The sequence below is a fragment of the Desemzia sp. AGC72 genome, from assembly GCF_057334175.1.
On sequence record NZ_JBHFIG010000018.1, the window covers coordinates 111,732 to 129,579 of the forward strand.

Below are 17,848 nucleotides of genomic sequence, written 5' to 3' on the forward strand. Positions count from 1 at the left end.
TCTCTTTTGCAGTTTTCAGATTTATGAGATACTACTAAGCGTGACTGAAAACGGAGGTAACGACATGATTTATATAAAAGAAGCCATTTTGCATATCTTTGATGTGAATAGCAATGAACCGATTTTTTCCTTTGCCGGATTAGATATCTCGGAGAAATTTACCATGGACTATATCCACGCAATGATCGAAAAAGTGGAAGATTCGGACAATATGAAAAAGGGAGTCTTGGCTGAAGGCAACCCTATGATCTCAACTTTTTCAACCTTAACAACAGATTTTATTGAAACCACAAAAGCTTTAACAGAGAAGTTCTTTTCAATCACCAAATTAAACCCGGAAATACCCCCGGCTGATTTGTTGTTTGTTTATTTTACAATGGATGAAGTGCCTCACTTGGGACTTTTCAAACTGAATTACTCCAACAGCATCACGCATCACATTTCTTATGAGTCTGAGCAGTTGACGAACCAATTGGTGGTCAATCAATCGATTCTGCCGAGCGCTCGTCAAGCGATCCAAGAAGGAATGGTCTTGAATTTGAATGTGATGGAATACCATGTGATTGAGAAAAAACATTTGATCGACGAATTAGCTGAAAAAGTCTTTTATTTCACAGAAATGTTTTTAGAAGACAAACCTCAACCTAGTTTGAAAGAGAATATAGCCATCATCAAAAAAGCTGTTCAAAAAACCAGTAAAGCTTTCAATGAGGAAGAATTCCAAGTTCTTGCTGACACGAAAGACGCCATCGTCCACAGTATGACGGAAGAAAATGTCATCGACAACCAAATAATCGCCGAAACCCTTTACGGCGACAACTATGCTAAAAAAGAAAAATTCTTTGAAGAAGTACAAGAGATGGGCTATGTAGACCGCGCTCCTGCTGAAGTAGCAGTTGCCGGACCTAAGTATTCCAAACAAAAATTCCGGTTAGACAACGGCATCGAGATCAGTATCCCAATCGATTTGTACAAGGATCCTGAAGTTGTCGAGTTCATCAACAATCCAGACGGTACTACATCCGTTATGATCAAAAACATTGAAAAAATCAAAAACTTATTCTAAACAAGTATTTTGATAGAGAAAATACTGGAAATAAAAAAACTACCCTTCCACTACTGAACGATTCGTTCGTAGGGAAGGGTAGTTTTTTTAAATTTCATTGGTTTTAAGATCTAAATTGGTGTCACCTTTGTCTTCTTTTATGATCAATCCTCTATTCCAAACCATCAATACTGCGGCAATCACAGCAGATACAGCTACGCCAATCCACTTATACTCAGCTACCTTCACAATAACAAATGGCAACCATGAACTACCGTAGTCAATACTTGAGATCAAACTAGATCCTTCAGGCACAGAAAAGTTTGCTGCTGAAGCGGCTTGTGTAAAGATAGGTGCTATGCTTGTTCCAATCAATAAACCGCCAGATACGATAATTACACCAACCACTAGTGTTCTGAAGAAATCTCCTCTACATAAAGGAGCAATTAAAACAAACATAAATGGTAGTCCTGCTAAGCTGGCAAACGGAAGAAACTCATTTCCAGGAATAATGAAAGCCAATAAGATTGTTAAAGGAACCATAACAAGCGAGATTGTTAAAGTAACAGGATTTCCTACCCCAACGGCTGAATCAAGACCAATATATAGTTTGCTGTTTCCTTTGAACTTGTCTTGGATTTTTTCTTGTACTGTTTCACTGATTGGCATCAATCCTTCCATCAAAACAGCAGCCATTTTAGGGGTCAACACCAACACAGCAGCCATAACGATTGCAAGATTCAATGAGCCTTTGATATCGTATCCAGCAACTACTCCTAATAAGATACCGACTAATGTTCCTAGAATAGCTGGGTCTCCAAATATACCAAACTTTTTCTGGAATTCTTTTTCATCCAACTTGATTTTGTTTATTCCAGGAATCTTATCCATGATTGCATTCAATATATATGCGATTGGAGCAAATGAACCAGTAAAAGCATGAGGAATAGATACTCCTGGCAATCCTAATTCTCTTTCGACCATTGGAGCTGTCCGGTCGGCTATAACCATAATTACGATCATATTGATGGCAGCCATTATTAAACTGACAACAATTTCATTTGTAATAAGGTAAACCATTGAACCGGTAAAAGCAAAATGCCAATAATTCCATATATCCACATTTATAGTTTTTGTTGTTTTCGTAAAAAGCATCATTAGATTTACAATAATACAAACAGGAATAATCAATACACCGATTGCTGATCCAAATGCAATTGCACTCGCTGCAGGCCAGCCAACATCAAGCACACGTAAGTTCAGCCCGAAGTTTTCGACCATTTGTTCAGCTGCTGGTCCCAAGTTATCTGTCAACAAAGAAATGATGACATTCAGTCCCGTAAATCCTATCCCAACCATCAAACCTGACTTTAAGGCTTTCCCAAATTTAACTCCTAAGACTAAGGCAAAAATTGTAAAAATGATCGGCATCATTACCGCTGCCCCTAGATTAACTAAATAATTTAATATCTCCATCATCTTACTCCTTTACTTCATTACTGACATTTTCTATCAACTGTGATTTACTTTTAGATTCCAATAATGAATTCACAAAGTGATTATTGGAAAATAAACTCATTAAATTACTCAACACTTGAACTTGACTGTGTTTTTCTTTAACTAATAAGAAGAAAAGTAACTTCACCGGTACATTAGCATCTCCAACCATTTCTTTAAACAAAATAGGATCCTCTAATTTAACTACCGCAATGGCTTGCTTCTTAATGTGATTTGCCTCTGTATGCGGGATAGCAATACCACACACTTCTGTTTGCAACGCTGTGGGATAACTTATTTCTCGTTGTTTCAGTGCTTCTTGATAAGTATCATGAACATAGCCTTTTTCCAAAAGGTCTTTTGAAATACGATCAAAAAGATCCTCTTGAGAAAGATAGCTTTCGTTTATATAAACTAATTCTTCTGAAAACATCTCATTCCTCCTACAACTCTAAAGCCTTGATTACATCATCGATTACTTTATCTACGCCTATTCCAGTAATCAAGCCTAATCCAGAAATGACGGGTATCCCATAGCCGCTTCCACCTTGTGCAGTGGTCACGATTAAATCATGCCCATTTGTTGTTGCCGGCAATTCTGCCAACGACGTTTGCGTAAATTTTACTTCATTCGCCTTACCTCTTGCTTCCAATCCATCTTGTAGTTTTCTTAAAGCTACCGTACTAGTTGCGATACCTGCTCCACACGCTACGATTATTTTTTTCATTTCTTTTCCTCCTAATAAAATAATTTTTTTAAGTAATGAAAATTTTTTTGTTTAATAAATTCGTCTACTTTATATTGAAAATCGATTTTTTCGTAAATAGTTAAAAATAAGTCATTATATTCTTTAATAGTATGTTTATCGACAATCACCATCATGATTAGTTGGACTTTTCCAACTTCCCACAAAATAGGATCTTTTACGATTCCAACACTGATAGAAGAACGGAAAACATTTCCTTCCATGTTATGCGGTACACATACACCATTACCAATTTCGGTAGTTGCCATTTCTTCTCGAGCAAAAATAGATTCTTGACATTTTTTGTCTATAAAACCTAATTGGAGAAGTTTTTCTGTCATAACGGACAGACACTCTTTTTTTGTTGTACAATCCAGCTCTTCAAAGAAAAGATCTTCATAGAATAAATCTGTAATAGAGAACTCATCTGCACCATATGTGATTAGGTCCTGAATTTTTTTGATATCTTTATCACTGACAATAGGTGTGATGACGACATCAGGAATAGAATATTTTTTTGACAATGGTACGGTCGTTATAATGATGTCGATATTTGTAAAATCTATATCTTCCAGTTGATAAAGTGCATAGACACCCATTACTTTTATTTTAGATTGAAGTTTTGATTGAAGCTTGGCTTTCAACAAGACCGATGTTCCCAAACCAGTCGTACACACCACTACCGCATGGATTTCTTTACTAGACTCAACAGAGTTTGCTCTTTCGAGAGCTCCACAAAAGTGCAGTGTCAAGAAACCAATTTCATTCAGATCAATTTTGAGTTTAAAAGCTTTTTCTAGAGAACCCGCCAACAATTTTGCCAACTGCATTGGAAAAGGATAATTCATTTTAATCTCTTCGATAAGTTCATTATTAATGGGCATATTTAACCGAATTCTATGAAGAGCACTTTCCAGATGCAAGAGCAATCCATTTTTTAATATTGCATCTTCTCTAAAATCCAATCGATACATTTCGTTGATCTCAACTAGTACCCTTTCTATCAACTGAATTTCTGGACTTATTATTCCAATGCCTGAAGGTTTTTCTTGTATCAGCATCTTTTTTTGACCTAAAAGATGCAAATAAACATTGACTACTTCATTTTCTGGGATGGACAAATGAATGTTGCTTTCTATTTCTTCTGCAATAGATTTGGCACACTCATATTCAATCGAGTTTACTTCAATATCTATTGTTTTTGGCTGTATACTGGTATTCGTCAAGCGAAGTCTCGCGATTGCAATCTCTACATGTATAATCAGATTTCTAAATCCTATATCTGTTATTGGAATGTGGTACTTTCGAATATTGCGTATCACAATTTCTTCAACAAAAGCTTTGTCTGTATAAGACATGCTGAATATTTTTTCTAAATGCAATTCACTTTCCCCAAGAACCAAATAATCTACAATCAGCTGACGGATATTTCTTTCTTCTCCTTGTAATCGAACACCTTTATTGGAAACTTTCTCTAAGTGAATAGTGTACGATTGTAAAATTTCTTTGACACTGTTCATGTCTTTTTTAAGAGTGGTCAAACTGACAAATAATTCATCTGCGAATCTTTCTAAGGTATATTCTTTTTCTTCCATACTTAACACAGCCAGTTTTCTGATGATCCATTCAATACGGGTTTGTTGCATATTTGGAATTAGCGCATCCTTGTCCTCGTAGTCCTTAAAAATCATTTGGATAGACTTTTTTGATTCTAGAAGTATGACGTATCCTTTGCCTCTGAAAGACTTTATACTATCTGCTCTAAGTTCTGACAATAATGTATTGATACTCTTAATTTCACGCTGTACCGTTTTAGTGGAAATATTCAACTCCCCAGAAATGTAATCGCTTTTAATATAATCATCACTTTTTAATAATAAAGATAATACTTTTTTTTGTCGGTCCGAAAAATTCACCATGGGTTTCGCTCCTCATAACTACACTTTAATCGTTTTACTTTGGTTGTCATAGACTTATAATGTCTCTTGCCAAAGGACATTCTCGTCTCACGACTTTTCCATCTAGTATACAGCTCGCCTTCCTGACTTCTCAACTAGCAATTTTGCTGTAGTTCTATGCTTTTAACATCTGCTCTTTTAAAAACTCAACGCTAACTATTCAGGTATAGTGTTGTATAATAAGAATGAAGCAGTATGACTTTGAATCATTTATCTTTATAAATCTGAGGTACAGGAGGGCTGTAAAATGAAAATAAACTCTGACAAAACGCTTGCCACTCTTTATAACCTAATCCTCAATCCAGGAACTCGAGACTGGGAGCGGTCTTTACTCTTGATGGCCAAAAATGCCTTAGAGAACGGTGCGAATCTCGATACTCAACTTTCGCAGCTGGAAGCTGACTTGCGTCCGTTGGCTCTCAGAAATAATTTAACGCCTGACGTGACCGATTTTTATCATAAAATTACGGATCACCCTACTTCTGATACTCCATTTGATTTCAACAAACACTCTATTGACGGTTCCATTCATCAAGATTCCGCGATATTTGCGGGCGGTTGTTTCTGGTGTATGGTGGAACCATTTGAAAACCGTAACGGAATCCTTTCAGTTCTATCCGGCTACACTGGCGGAAAGGTAGACCATCCGACTTATGACCAAGTTAGAGGTCAATATACAGGGCACGTAGAAGCAGTCGAAATCATATTTGATACACGGATCATTCAATACGCTGATTTAGTGGAACTGTACTGGCAATTGACCGATCCGACTGATGCATCTGGCCAATTTCAAGATCGAGGCAATCAGTATCGTCCCATCATTTTTGTAAAAGACGAGCAGCAGCGTCGTATCGCTGAGACTTCCAAACAACGATTAGCTGATTCAGGCAAGTACACGAAACCGATCGTTACCTCTATTGAACCTGCAACTGCATTTTGGCCGGCAGAAAACTACCATCAGCAGTTTTATCAAAAAAATCCTGAACGATATAAAAGAATCGAACGATCTCGCCGCCAACTCAAGGCATATCAAGCTCTGCAAAGGAAACTTAGAGCTCCATTTAAAAAAATCTAAAGGTGATTAGAAAGGAGCTGCTCAGAAATGGACATGGAAAATGTGCTGAAAATACAAACACGACAAGAGCTGAGAACATGGCTTGGAACGTATTCTACCTCAGAGAGCTGTTGCTGGGTCATCACCAATTCAACAAAAGGAACTCACTCTGTTCCTTACCTTGATATTGTGGAAGAAGCCTTGTGTTTTGGCTGGATCGATGGTACAAAGAAAAAACTATCAGATACTGAGTTAGCACAGAGACTATCTCCCAGAACGAAAAAAAGCCATTGGACAGAATTGAATAAAGAAAGAGTCAGAAGGCTGATCCGTTTGGATTTGATGACGGAAGAGGGCTTAAAAATCTTGCCTGATATGCGTCCTGAATCATTCGTCATTGATAAAGAGATCGAAACACGTTTGAAAGAAGACGAACATGTATACCAGAACTTTTTGGATTTTCCAGAATTGTATAGAACGATCCGAATCGACACCATCCAAAGTTATAAACACGATCCGCAGCTTTTCAACAAACGGTTAGATAAATTCATTGAGAATACAAGAAACAACAAACAGTATGGTCAGTGGAATGACAACGGTCGTTTACTTGAGGATTGACTGCCAGCTTTTAACGCATAAAACTCCTCCAAAAGATCAATTGATCTTTTGGAGGAGTTCCTTGATTTATGAAACATTCACTTCGGATTACAATTCTCTGACAGCTTCTTCAACCGTCTTGTCTCCAGCCAGAACTTCAAATTCTTTACGAATGGTATTGTCATTTTTGAGTACAGAGATCAACGTGCGTGCCACATCTTGACGAGGAACCTCATTGATTTCTTGCCCCATGCCTACTTTGATTTGACTCGTACCATCTGTATCGACTAACATTCCTGGATGCACGATCGTCCAGTCTAATTGCGTACGGTTTTTCAACCATTCATCCGCATAATTTTTTGCAATGGTGTAAATTTGCAGATCGTGTTCTTGTGACATGGCTTCGCGACCTGTACGGAACGTACTCACCATAACGAAACGTTTCACACCTGCTTGTTCTGCAGCTGTCATAGCTTTTACAGCTCCGTCTAGGTCAATCAAAATCGTTTTATCCAGTCCGCTTCCGCCGGCCCCTGCGCTGAAAATAACCGCATCGGAACCTTTCATCGCTTCAGCTAATTCATCTATTGAGTTTTTGACCAAGTCCAAAAGAACTGTGTCTATTCCTCTTTCTTCGAAGAAACCTGCTTGTTCTGCTTTACGTATCATAGCTGTTTCATCAATTGCACCGTCTTCTTTCACAAAGTCGGCAAAATGACGAGCTACTTTTCCATTGGCACCTACAACAAATACTTTCATTTGAAATCCCCTTTCAGTAGTTAATCAACTGAGTTCAGCATAGCACGTGTCTTTTTATTTTTCCATTAGTTGATTTCTTTAATGATTCGAGCCGGTGTGCCAGCAACGATCACATTGTCCGGCACGTCTTTTGTCACTGTAGAATCTGCTGCTACGATAGCATTTTTCCCCACTGTTACACCAGGCAAAACGGTCACGTTTGCTCCGATCCAAGCATTTTCTTTGATATGGATCGAATCCACCATTATCCCTCTTCTTTTTCCCGGGTCTGTCAAATGATTCACCGTTAGTAATCGAGCTCCAGGACCAATCAGCACATGATTTTCCAAATAAATCCCGCCCAAGTCTACGAAAGTAACATTTTGATTGAGAAAAATCTCTTTCCCAAATGAAATATGTCTGCCAAAATCCGTATAAAAAGGCAGAGAAACAGTGACTGAGGGATCAATCGGTTCGCCCGTGATTTCTTCAAGTGCTTCGAGGACTTCTTTTGGAGAATGGTAACCTGTATTCAATTCCATCACTAATCGTTCATTTCCGGCTTTTTGAACATGGATTTCGTCGAATAGCGGAGAACCTTTCTCGATTTCTTGACGTATGATCCGTTTCAACAAATCTTTCATAGTACCTCACCAGCCTCTTTTCTGATTTCTTTCATCCTCATCATACACAGTGCTTTCTTTAGCGGCTAATACTTATATTTCATACTCAGCTATTCTTTTTTGTTATATCAAAATGCGCTCTCCTGAATAGATGAAACTTGCTAAACCACGACTCTTTTATTTGCGTGACTTATTTCATCAAATAGAAAGAAAAACGGAACGCAAAATCAAATTGCGTTCCGTTTAGATCATAAAATTTGAGTTAAAGGCACGCAAATGGACTTCTGAAACTCTAACTTAGTAAGAAAGGTCTTCTCCATTAGTAGCGATGACTTTTTTGTACCAATCAAACGATTTTTTCTTGGAACGTTTCAGCGTTCCGTTTCCTTCATTGTCACGGTCTACATAGATAAACCCATAACGTTTTTTCATTTCTCCGGTGCTCGCGCTGACAATATCGATTGGTCCCCAAGTGGTGTACCCTAATAGATCGATTCCGTCTATCTCCACAGCATCTTTCATCGCTTGGATGTGCTGTGCCAGGTAATCGATGCGGTAATCATCTGCTACATATCCGTTCTCATCCGGCGTATCCACGGCACCTAATCCATTTTCTACAATGAACAATGGTTTTTGGTAGCGATCATAGATTTCGTTCATGGTGATCCGCAATCCTAGAGGGTCAATTTGCCAGCCCCATTCACTGGCTTCCAAATATGGATTTTTAACGGACGACATAATATTTCCGCCAACTTCATCGACTTCCGGATCTGTAGCAACGACTCTGGAAGAATAATAAGAAAACGAAATAAAGTCGACTGTATATTGTTTAAGAAGCTCTAAGTCTCCTTCTTCCATTTGAATATCGATTCCTTTTTGTTCAAATTTCTTCAACGCATACGCTGGATATTCTCCGCGAGATTGAACGTCGATAAAAAAGTAATTCTCGCGATCAGCTTGTTGTGCAGCCAAGACATCTTTTGGATTGGGTGTATACGGGTAAAATTTTCCAGCCGCAAGCATGCAGCCGACTTGGTTTTCAGGATCCACTTCATGCGCGATTTTCGTAGCCATTGCACTAGCTATCAATTCATGGTGAATGGCTTGGTATTGAACTTGCTCTTCATTTTCGCCTTCTTCAAAATAAAGCCCAGCCCCCATAAACGGCAAGTGCATGATCACATTGATTTCATTAAATGTCAGCCAATATTTGACCAGACCTTTGTAACGACGGAAAATAGCGTTGCACAAGTTCTCATAAAATCCGATCATTTTTCTGTTTCTCCAACCGCCATACTCTTTCACTAAGTGCATTGGAATATCAAAATGTGTAATGGTCACAAGCGGCTCGATGCCGTATTTTCTACATTCTTTAAAAATGTTTTCGTAGAATTTCATGCCTTCTTCATTTGGCTCAGTTTCATCGCCTTTTGGAAAAATACGCGACCAAGCAATCGATAAGCGGTACGTTTTAAATCCCATCTCCGCAAATAAGGCAATGTCTTCTTCATAACGGTGGTAGTGGTCGATAGCTTCTTTCGCTGGATAAAAATGGTCCTCGTCAAAATCGAACATTTTCATATGTCCTTTCATCACAGGGAAACGATCTTCTCCATGCGGAATGACATCGACATTGGCCAGTCCTCTTCCACCTTCATTGTATCCGCCTTCTGTTTGGTTTGCAGCGGTTGCTCCGCCCCATAAAAAATCTTCTCTAAATCCCATTTGTCTCCTCCTTCAAAGCCTAATTGATTGGATGCTCAGAATATTTTTCTATTCTACTATCAGTATAACCTTATTAAGTGTAAAACGCTTACTTATTTGCAATGTTCTGGAGAAAAATTGATTTATCTTAACAACACTCCATTTAGTTTTCCCTATAATCTTTCATGCGATACCCTACTCCGATCTCAGTGGTCAGGTATTCTGGTTCCAGTGTGTTTTCTTCGATTTTCTTTCGAATATTGGACATGTTGACTCTTAAAATCTGTGAATCTCCAGAGTAAGGTCCCCAGACTGCGGTCATCAAGGTATCGTACGTAACAACTTTCCCCAACTGTTGGAACAAGACTGTTAAGATCCGATATTCGTTTTTCGTCAAATGCACTTCTTTTCCTTTTTTGTAAAACAGCTGCTTGTCCAAATCGATCTTTAAATGCTTATTTTCAATAATGGGAGACGCGATGGCTTGTTGATTGCCAGCGTGCCGCAAAGACGTCCGGATCCTTGCCAGCAATTCATTTGTCCCAAATGGTTTTGTTACATAATCATCTGCACCACAATCCAATGCCTTCACTTTCTCCACTTCATTTGTTCTGGCTGAAACCACGATGATGGGTATCGTCATTCGCTTTCTGAAAATCTTCAACAATTCGATGCCGTCAATATCAGGAAGCCCCAAGTCCAACAGCAACAGATCAAAAGTCTCCATTTGCACCAGTGTCAAAGCTTCCATACCCGTCTTAGCCACTTTCAGCTGATAGTGTTCTTTACTAAAAACGACTTTCATAAAATCTGTGATCGTAGGATCGTCTTCCACTAATAATAACTGCTTGTACATGATCGCCGCCTCCAATTATTGCAAATAAAATCTGACAACTGTTTTGCCTTCATTCGTCTCTATTTCCATTTTTCCATTATGAGCGTGGATGATGGTTTTGACGATGCTTAATCCAATACCAAGACCGTTTTTCGAATCCACCGGCGCTTCCTCGTCCATCACTAAATTATTCTGCAGCTTTTGGAACTGTGCTACCGGTATTTCCCCGTAGTTGATGATTTCAAAATAGACTTTGCCTTCGCTTTTCTTGATATTCAATGTGACTGGCTGCTCTTTATCGCCATGTCTCACAGCATTTTCGAGCAAATTGAACAGCGCCTGCTCAATCAAAATCGGATCTACTTCCACAAATATCATTTCTTCAGGCAGTGAAACGCTTATTTTCTGTGCGGGATAAACTTTTTTTAATCGGCTTAAAACAGCTGCGATGATTTCTTCTAGAGACTCGCTAGTTTTTTTCACTTTCATCGTATCGATATTGATGCGAGTAATCGACAACAAGTTTTCTACCATCCTGATGAGCCACTGGGATTCTTCTTGGATGTCTCTCAACAATTTTTTCTTTGTTTCTTGTTCCAATTCCAATTCATCGTCGCTGAGCGTTTCTGCGATCCCTGAAATAGCTGTCAACGGTGTTCTAAGATCATGAGATATCGCTCGAAGCAGGTTGCTGCGCACTCTTTCCCGTTCGTTTTCTATCTGGATCCGTTCTTTCTCGTCTTTCAAATAAGACTGTTCCAGTACGATCGCTAGTTGTGTAATAACCAATTTCAAATAATTCAGTTGGCTGTTTTCTAATTTTTGTTCAGGATTCCGTTCGACCCCCAAAGCTCCTAAACTCTTTCCCTCTAAAACGATCGGCAAATAAAATCCTTGCGCGCCAGACAACGTATCTGTCCCGTTCCCGGCTTCCTTTTGATTTTTAACAGCCCAAAAAGCTACTGCCGATTCCTCCGTAGAATCTAAAGAAGACTCAGATGTCATTTTACTCAAACTTCTTTTCACACCCGTTCGGTCATACGTAACGATGTCCCGATCTAATAAGCGTGATAAGTAAGTGGTCGTGATATCGAAAATCTGCTGGTTAGTTGCCGCCAGCATATATTGTTTGTTCAATTCATATAAAATTTCCATTTGCTGCTCTTTTTCTTTCGACGTCAACGCTCGTGTCTTTAAACGTACCATCAAATTACTGATCATCAAAGATACGATCAGCATAATCAGCAACGTGATCGGGTAGCCTTCTTTGTAAACGGTCAATGAATACAATGGTTCGACAAAAAACCAGTTGAACGCCAGCACGCCTAAGATAGACGATAAAGCACTCCAAAAATAACCGGACGTCAACCGGGCGATCATCAGCACAAAGAAAATATAGACAAGCATCAGATTCTGACTGCCTACATGCAGCGTCTGCAGAACACCTGTCAAGAACGTTGAGCCTACTACCCCTCCAAGTGCGATCATAAGGTCTTTTCTGTCACCTTCTATCACTTTTTGAACAGAAAACCTCGGTCGCTTTTTCACTTCCTTATAAGGAATCAAGTGGATCTCTGTTTCATTCAACCGCTTAATCAACCGGTCTTCAAACGATTCATTAAATACTTTTTGGTACCATTTTTTGGTCAAATTTTTCCCCATGATGATATCTGTGGCACCAACCATTTTAGAATATTCCACGATCGTTTCAAAACTATCTTCTGCCTCGATACTGATCACTTCTGCACCTAGTTTTTCAGCCAACGGAACCGTGGTAGCCGTGTTTTCTAACGATCTGATTTGGATCACGATCCATTCAGCTCCCAGTCCTTGAGCTAGTCTGGAAGTCCACCGGATGCATTTCTCAGCCATCTTAGGATAGGTATCCTCTATAATCGTCAGCAGCTTGCTTTGGATTCCGTTTGTTTTTGAATGGAATCGATTGATGTGATCTGAAGCACGCTGAATAGCTAATCCCCTTAACTGATCCAGTTTTTCCGGAACGAAAAAGTTTCTCAGCGCCCGCTTGGCATTTTCGTTGGCATAAATTTTCCCGTGTTCCAATCGTTCAATCAACTCATTCGGTTCCACATCGATTACTTTTAAAACAGCATGCGTAAAAAAGGTATCCGGCACCGTTTCTTTGACTTCGATCCCAGTTACCCCTTCCACAATGTCGTTCAAGCTTTCTACGTGCTGCACATTGATCGTTGTGAAAACATTGATACCCGCGTTCAATAATTCTTCTACGTCTTGATACCGTTTTTTATTTCTCGACCCTTCGGCATTGGAATGCGCCAGCTCATCGATCAGCACGATATCGGGAGCCAGTTCAATCACACGATCAATGTTCGGCTCGTAAAGCGTCAGTTGCTTGTATTGAAACTTTTTGGCAGGAACTTTTGGCAGACCTTCTACTAATCGATTCGTCTCCGGTCGATTGTGCGGTTCAACATAGCCGATAACAACACTTTTACCCATGAGCATCAACTCATGGGCTTCTGACAACATCGCGTACGTCTTGCCGACACCCGCAGCAAAACCGAAAAACACTCTCAGTCTGCCCCGATGCGACTCTTCAAATTGGATCTTTCTTAATAGTTCTTCGGATTTTCTATTTATTTCATCCATAGTGCCGACCCTTCCTCACTACTGAAGTTCGTCTAAAGCTTGATTCAATTGCATAATATTGACATACTCACGGCTTGAGAACAAGTCGCTCTGGCTATTTTGTTTTATTATATCACTGATTGCTTCCTGACTGATATCTCTTATTTCAGCAATACGATCCATTTGAAATTCAGCGGCTGCAATGCTGATGTGCGGATCCACGCCGCTTGCGGAAGCTGTCACAAGATCAATCGGCACGTCCGTTTCCGTTGGATTAGCTGCCAGCTGCATTTCTGTCCGTTCTTGAACTAATTCAGCTTGTTCTTCGGCAAATGGAGAGAGCTGGCTGATGTCTGGACTTCTGCCGGTAAAATAGCCTTCCTCCTCAAATTGCTGACCGATCAATGTCGAACCCACAACTTGTTCGTTCTCCTTGATTTGACTTCCGTTTGCCTGAGTGGGGAAAAACAATTGACCGATTCCAGTAATCAGCAACGTATATACCCCGCCAAAGAAAATGATGCTTAAGCCTAAAAAACGGATACTTGCAAAAAATGTCTTTTTCATTTGTTTTTCCTCCTATAAAATAAGCAAAGCCAATAACATATCGATCAACTTGATAAAGATGAACGGTGCTATGACCCCGCCTAATCCGTAAACCAATAAGTTATATCTTAATATTTGACTGGCCGGTTTTTCTTGGTATCTTACCCCAGTTAATGCCAATGGAATCAACGTAATTATGATGACGGCATTGTAAATGACAGCTGATAAAATGGCCGTCAATGGACTAGCAAGACTCATCACATTCAAGATATTCAATTCTGGGTAGATGCTGTAGAACAAGACAGGTATGACCGCAAAGTATTTGGCGATATCGTTGGCAATACTGAATGTCGTCAACGCCCCGCGAGTCATCAAGAGCTGTTTTCCGATGCGGACGACTTGAAGCAGTTTAGTTGGGCTCGAATCCAAGTCGATCAAGTTCCCCGCTTCTTTAGCAGCTTGTGTCCCAGTGTTCATCGCCATCGCTACGTCTGCTTGAGCCAACGCTGGTGCATCATTGGTCCCGTCTCCTGTCATCGCTACTAAGTGTCCTTTTTCTTGGTATTCCCGTATCAGATTCATTTTGTTTTCTGGTGTCGCTTCTGCCAAGAAATCGTCGACTCCCGCTTCAGCTGCAATGGCTGCGGCTGTTAACGGATTGTCTCCCGTGATCATGATGGTTTTGATGCCCATTTTCCGCATGTCGGCAAATCGATCTTTCACACCATTTTTCACAATGTCTTTTAAGTACACGACTCCTAACACGACTCCATTTTTGGCTACAACAAGAGGGGTCCCACCAGCACGAGCAATTTTTTCAACGATCTTGTCGCATTCCTCTGGATAAGTCTTGCCTTTTGATTCCACGAATTTCTTTATCGTGTCCGCAGCCCCTTTACGGATCTCGTCACCGCGGTAATCGATTCCGCTCATCCGAGTTTTTGCACTGAAGTCGATAAATTTCACTTCAGATTGCTGAAACTCTCTTTCTCGAATGTTGAATTTTTCTTTGGCCAATATGACGATGCTTCGTCCCTCAGCCGTTTCGTCTGCCATGGAAGACAATTGAGCTGCATCTGCCAATTCTTTCTCGCTCACTTCCCCAACAGGCAGGAATTCACTGGCTCGTCTGTTTCCAAGAGTGATCGTTCCTGTCTTATCCAATAACAAAATGTCCACATCTCCAGCAGCTTCGATCGCGCGTCCACTCATCGCAATCACGTTTTCCTTTGTCAATCGGCTCATCCCGGCAATCCCTATAGAAGAAATCAAGGCACCGATAGTGGTAGGAGCTAGACAAATCAATAATGCAATGATGATGACACTTGATAGAGCTTCTCCTTTTCCTGACAGCTGGCTGCTGAAATCCGTGAACGGCACTAACGTCACCGAGACCGTCAAAAAGATGATCGTCAAGGTGATCAAGAAAATCTGCAGTCCGATTTCATTAGGCGTTTTCTTTCGTTGGGTCCCTTCAACCATGGAAATCATTTTGTCTAAGAAAGAGTGTCCGTTTTCAGAAGTGACTCGGATGACCAGGTAATCCGAAACGACCGTTGTTCCGCCAGTAACTGCGCTTCTGTCCCCGCCTGACTCTCGGATGACCGGCGCTGATTCGCCTGTGATCGCACTCTCATCAACAGACGCTGCCCCTTCAACCACATCTCCGTCGGCTGGTATTTGCTCGTTGGCTCGTACATAAACCAAGTCACCTTTTTTCAAATCAGAGGACAAAACTTCTATGAAATTTCCCTTTTCGACGTCTTCCAATTGATCGATTTTATTCGTGACCACATCTTTTTTCGCTTTTTTCAAGCTGTCTGCTTGAGCTTTCCCACGCCCTTCAGCGATCGCTTCTGCAAAATTCGCGAACAACAGCGTCAACCATAAAAACACCGTGATGGTTAAGCTGAACCACATGGGAACTGAAGTGTCAGTAAAACTTAAAACAGTCGTTAATATCGCTCCTACATAAACGACAAACATCACAGGATTCTTGATTTGCTCACGTGGGTCTAATTTTTTAAACGATTCTCCGGCTGCCCATTTATACATATTTTCCATTTTTTACTTCCTCCTATTTAATAGAGAAAAAATCTGCGATCGGACCTAAAGCCATAGCTGGTAAAAAACTGAGTGCTCCAATGACGACAATAACAATGATCAACATCGTGATAAACGTCGTATTGGTCGTTGACAATGTCCCTTCACTCAAAGCAGATTTTTTCTTGCTGCCGATATTTTCTGCTAAAAACAAAATAGCAATGATTGGAAGATATCTGGACAGACCCATCAGAATACTGCCCAGAATATTCACGAATACAGTGTCGGATGTCAATCCGCCAAATGAACTTCCGTTATTATTGGCAAGGGAAGTTGCACCGTAAAGCACTTCGCTGAATCCATGTGCTCCTGAATTTGTCAGCCAGCTCATGACTTCCGGATGCAGCGTGATTGCCATTGCTCCCAATAATGTCAGCATCAACGGGGTCAATACAACGATACTGGCCATTTTGATGTCGAAAGCATCGATTTTTTTGCCCAAATACTCAGGCGTTCTTCCGACTAAAAGCCCTGCAATAAATACCGTCAACAATAAGAATGCGATCATTCCATACAACCCGCTGCCGACTCCTCCAAAAATAATCTCCCCTAGCTGCATCAAAAACATTGGAATAGCGCCGCCAAATGGCGTGAAACTATCCAGCATCGCATTGACGGATCCATTGGAAGCAGCTGTCGTACTGATTGCCCACATACTGGACCATCCGATGCCAAAACGAACTTCTTTTCCTTCCAGGTTCATCGAGTCCATTACATTTGTAAAAACAGGTCCGTGCATTTCACTAGCGACTACACCAACAAACGCCAATATGACAAAAAACAATGACGTGATCAAAACCGTTCTTCCTTGTTTCCAATCTTTTACCCAATACCCAAACGTAAAAATCAATGCTGCCGGTATCAACAAGATACTGATATTTTCAACAAAGTTGGAGATCAAGGTCGGATTTTCAAATGGATACGCTGAGTTCGTTCCAAAAAATCCTCCGCCGTTTGTACCCAGCTGCTTGATCGCTACTTGACTGGCCACTGGTCCTAAATACATCCATAAATCTTGCCCCTCGAAACCTGTGTACGCCATTCCTTGGCTCAACGTTTGAACGGTTCCTTGTGAAACTAAAACGATGGCTATGATCACCGAGATTGGGAATAAGATGTACACTAAACTTCTCGTTAAATCTTTCCAGAAATTCCCCAGCAATTTCACTTGCTTTTGCGTGATACCGCGGAACAAGGCGCATAAGACAGCTATCCCGACACCAGCTGAGACAAAGTTTTGTACCGTCAGCCCAAACATTTGCGACACATTCGTCAAACTGGTTTCACCCGAATAAGCTTGCCAATTCGTATTGGTCACAAAACTCACTGCTGTATTGATCGCCAAATCCCAAGACATGTTGTCAATATTCTGTCCACCGGGAAGGTAATGCTGTACCATCAATAAAGCCGTTAAAAAGACAAAAGAAGCAATCGATAGAAAAGCCACCGACAGCAAATACAACTTTGCTCCCATATTTGTTTCACTGATTGGACCAAGAACCCTATACACCCCATTTTCAATTGGCTTTAAAAATCGCACATATTTTGGAATCTTTCCTTGCATCGTTTCTTTTATGTACCACCCCAAGGGAATGGAAACTCCAATCAACACTGCGAAGAAAAACATCCCTTGAAACATCATGCTGCTCATACTTCTTCCCCCTTAAATAAAAACCAAAAAAGATACCCCATCAATAAGGTCGCTACTATCCCTAATAAGATTTCCATTTTTTCCATCTCCTTTACGTTTTTCATCTTATATAAAAAGCTATAAAGATAGTGTTAATCTTTC

At 40.3% G+C, this 17,848-nt stretch carries 15 protein-coding genes; 3 read left to right on the forward strand and 12 right to left on the reverse strand.

The genetic code is table 11. The annotated features are described in order from the left end of the window. The first annotated feature begins 64 nt into the window (after nucleotides 1-64). Complete coding sequence (locus ACE025_RS08140) at nucleotides 65-1,066, forward strand: nucleoid-associated protein (RefSeq protein ID WP_485939198.1); 1,002 nt, start codon at nucleotides 65-67, stop codon at nucleotides 1,064-1,066. Nucleotides 1,067-1,153: 87 nt separating this feature from the next. Here the strand turns inward: ACE025_RS08140 and ACE025_RS08145 are convergent, their stop codons facing one another. From ACE025_RS08145 to ACE025_RS08160, 4 genes are read right to left on the reverse strand one after another with little or no spacing between them, the layout of a single operon-like run. Then, nucleotides 1,154-2,521, reverse strand: a complete 1,368-nt coding sequence (locus tag ACE025_RS08145) for a PTS galactitol transporter subunit IIC (protein WP_485939199.1) — start codon at nucleotides 2,519-2,521, stop codon at nucleotides 1,154-1,156. A gap of 4 nt (nucleotides 2,522-2,525) precedes the next feature. Continuing rightward, nucleotides 2,526-2,975, reverse strand: a complete 450-nt coding sequence (locus ACE025_RS08150) for a PTS sugar transporter subunit IIA (protein ID WP_485939200.1) — start codon at nucleotides 2,973-2,975, stop codon at nucleotides 2,526-2,528. A 10-nt stretch (nucleotides 2,976-2,985) separates the two neighbouring features. Beyond that, nucleotides 2,986-3,270 (reverse strand): PTS sugar transporter subunit IIB, encoded by a 285-nt coding sequence (locus ACE025_RS08155; protein ID WP_485939201.1) that lies wholly within the window; start codon nucleotides 3,268-3,270, stop codon nucleotides 2,986-2,988. Between the two features lie 11 nt (nucleotides 3,271-3,281). Next, on the reverse strand, nucleotides 3,282-5,207 hold the full coding sequence (locus tag ACE025_RS08160; RefSeq protein WP_485939202.1) for a BglG family transcription antiterminator: 1,926 nt from the start codon (nucleotides 5,205-5,207) through the stop codon (nucleotides 3,282-3,284). Nucleotides 5,208-5,493: 286 nt separating this feature from the next. Between ACE025_RS08160 and msrA the strand changes: the two genes are divergently transcribed. Then, nucleotides 5,494-6,321 carry a peptide-methionine (S)-S-oxide reductase MsrA gene (gene msrA, locus ACE025_RS08165; RefSeq protein WP_485939203.1) on the forward strand — a complete coding sequence of 276 codons (828 nt, stop codon included), beginning with the start codon at nucleotides 5,494-5,496 and terminating at the stop codon, nucleotides 6,319-6,321. Between the two features lie 27 nt (nucleotides 6,322-6,348). Beyond that, nucleotides 6,349-6,918, forward strand: coding sequence for a YdeI/OmpD-associated family protein (locus ACE025_RS08170; protein ID WP_485939204.1), 570 nt, complete (start codon nucleotides 6,349-6,351; stop codon nucleotides 6,916-6,918). 87 nt (nucleotides 6,919-7,005) lie between these two features. Here ACE025_RS08170 and ACE025_RS08175 read toward each other — a convergent pair whose 3' ends face one another. The 8 genes from ACE025_RS08175 to kdpA form a co-directional block, all read right to left on the reverse strand. Further along, nucleotides 7,006-7,656, reverse strand: coding sequence for an SDR family oxidoreductase (locus ACE025_RS08175; RefSeq protein ID WP_485939205.1), 651 nt, complete (start codon nucleotides 7,654-7,656; stop codon nucleotides 7,006-7,008). A gap of 65 nt (nucleotides 7,657-7,721) precedes the next feature. Beyond that, nucleotides 7,722-8,279, reverse strand: a complete 558-nt coding sequence (locus ACE025_RS08180) for a DapH/DapD/GlmU-related protein (protein WP_485939206.1) — start codon at nucleotides 8,277-8,279, stop codon at nucleotides 7,722-7,724. Between the two features lie 276 nt (nucleotides 8,280-8,555). Further along, on the reverse strand, nucleotides 8,556-9,983 hold the full coding sequence (locus ACE025_RS08185) for a 6-phospho-beta-glucosidase (protein ID WP_485939207.1): 1,428 nt from the start codon (nucleotides 9,981-9,983) through the stop codon (nucleotides 8,556-8,558). Nucleotides 9,984-10,125: 142 nt separating this feature from the next. Next, the gene (locus tag ACE025_RS08190) at nucleotides 10,126-10,818 is read right to left on the reverse strand and encodes a response regulator transcription factor (protein WP_485939208.1); all 693 of its coding nucleotides are present in this window, start codon (nucleotides 10,816-10,818) and stop codon (nucleotides 10,126-10,128) included. A 15-nt stretch (nucleotides 10,819-10,833) separates the two neighbouring features. Further along, nucleotides 10,834-13,428 carry a DUF4118 domain-containing protein gene (locus ACE025_RS08195; RefSeq protein WP_485939209.1) on the reverse strand — a complete coding sequence of 865 codons (2,595 nt, stop codon included), beginning with the start codon at nucleotides 13,426-13,428 and terminating at the stop codon, nucleotides 10,834-10,836. 18 nt (nucleotides 13,429-13,446) lie between these two features. Beyond that, nucleotides 13,447-13,974 carry a potassium-transporting ATPase subunit C gene (locus ACE025_RS08200; protein ID WP_485939210.1) on the reverse strand — a complete coding sequence of 176 codons (528 nt, stop codon included), beginning with the start codon at nucleotides 13,972-13,974 and terminating at the stop codon, nucleotides 13,447-13,449. Nucleotides 13,975-13,986: 12 nt separating this feature from the next. Continuing rightward, nucleotides 13,987-16,017, reverse strand: coding sequence for a potassium-transporting ATPase subunit KdpB (gene kdpB, locus ACE025_RS08205; protein WP_485939211.1), 2,031 nt, complete (start codon nucleotides 16,015-16,017; stop codon nucleotides 13,987-13,989). Between the two features lie 13 nt (nucleotides 16,018-16,030). Next, nucleotides 16,031-17,707 (reverse strand): potassium-transporting ATPase subunit KdpA, encoded by a 1,677-nt coding sequence (gene kdpA, locus ACE025_RS08210; protein WP_485939212.1) that lies wholly within the window; start codon nucleotides 17,705-17,707, stop codon nucleotides 16,031-16,033. Between the last annotated feature and the right edge of the window lie 141 nt (nucleotides 17,708-17,848).